This is a genomic window from Bacteroides sp. 1001302B_160321_D4 (genome assembly GCF_015667765.1).
In the GTDB taxonomy this organism is placed as follows: domain Bacteria; phylum Bacteroidota; class Bacteroidia; order Bacteroidales; family Bacteroidaceae; genus Bacteroides; species Bacteroides xylanisolvens.
The window spans coordinates 1-1324 of the sequence record NZ_JADPLO010000152.1 but is presented as its reverse complement, the minus strand read 5'-3'; the positions used below and the strand labels follow the sequence as shown (position 1 = coordinate 1324).

Genomic DNA, 1324 nt, shown 5'->3' with positions numbered 1-1324 from the left:
CCCATCTCATTTTCTCAAAGTACTTAATAGCTTTCTTTTCACTTGATAAAGCTTTTGAGAATACTGTGTATAAACTTTCGCCTTTCATAATGTCTCTTTTTTAGTTACCGAAATATACTAAAATTCAACGATATATGCAAGAAAATTACAATATATTTTCATGGAAGTTTTTCGCAAGGATGCTAAAAAACATCCTTGCAAAACATACAGAACTATTACCGTTTATAAACTATAAACAGTACATTTGCAGATAGTATTAACCTTTAAAACGACAGATATGACTAAAGCTGAATTTCAAAATCTCATTGGTAAACTAGAACATAAATCATGCCCGATATGTAATGGACATATAATTGATATAATGCGAGGTGGAGAGGATATAGCTGGTTTGGATAATCTAAATGTTACCAATTATAAGGATATTGTTATCCCAAATTCCAAATATTGGACTTTAGAGTGTAGACGCTGCGGATATGTTATGAACTTCAATATTGATAAATTAGTCCGTTAATTCCTTATTTTCAAAGAAAAAATTTGTTTTTTCAGGCTCATAGAGAGGAAATTTTTCTATTGGATAATTGTAACTCCATTTAATAATAGCTACCGATTCTTTTTCCATTTCTTCCACAATCTCAATTCCTGATTTACCAAATGTTTCAACATTGTTCTTCGCAATTAGCAGCGCAATAAGTTTATTTTGCGCTGCTAATTCATTCACCAATCTTTCTAAAAGTTCTTCATTCTTTTCCATAATCTTTAATTTTTAATTGTTTATAAAAAAAGCCCGGATTCTCCGAGCTCTATAACTTTTTGTTATGACCTAACTAATTGGTGTCAGGTCGTATATAAGTGCCTTATTAAGATGGTATAAAGATCTCCCTTACTTAAAGCCGTTTCGTCAATACATAGGTGATAACCCATATTCTTTGGATAAAGGATATACTCTTGGGCATGTGCTCTCTGATCCCAATTCTGGAAGTCACTCAGGTGGTCTTTATATTGGCTTTGAAGCTGTTTGCCATCCATACAGTAATGCTCAGCTACACTTTGGCAGCTAACGGCGTGATTATCTAAGTAATTCTTTTAAAAAAGCACCGAACTCAGCGGTTATGCGAGTACCGGTGGCTACCAAACTCCAGTCACGACTATATGTCTGCCCAGTGGAGGGATCTTCCCAGCGACGACGCTTGATACGTAAATAAACGGCTTTACCACGGATAGGGAAGTCCTGAACTTCAATCTCAGGGAGGAAACCTTTTGAGTGAAGATGGAGATCAGAGTACTCAGAAGGAATAGTGGCTTTCTCCTCTAAATAAAGAATAAA

General features: G+C 34.8%; 2 protein-coding genes. Both read right to left on the bottom strand.

The genetic code is table 11. The features are described from left to right. Positions 1 to 499 precede the first annotated feature (499 nt). Positions 500 to 751 carry a hypothetical protein gene (locus KFO40_RS25570; RefSeq protein ID WP_211146947.1) on the bottom strand — a complete coding sequence of 84 codons (252 nt, stop codon included), beginning with the start codon at positions 749 to 751 and terminating at the stop codon, positions 500 to 502. A gap of 315 nt (positions 752 to 1066) precedes the next feature. Next, positions 1067 to 1324 (bottom strand): transposase family protein (locus KFO40_RS25565; RefSeq protein ID WP_211146946.1); only part of this gene is annotated, 258 nt, incomplete at its 5' end.

Bases quoted from the DNA above. Each gene is read 5' to 3' on its own strand.
- KFO40_RS25570 (WP_211146947.1), bottom strand. From the start codon at position 751: ATGGAAAAGAATGAAGAACTTTTAGAAAGATTGGTGAATGAATTAGCA.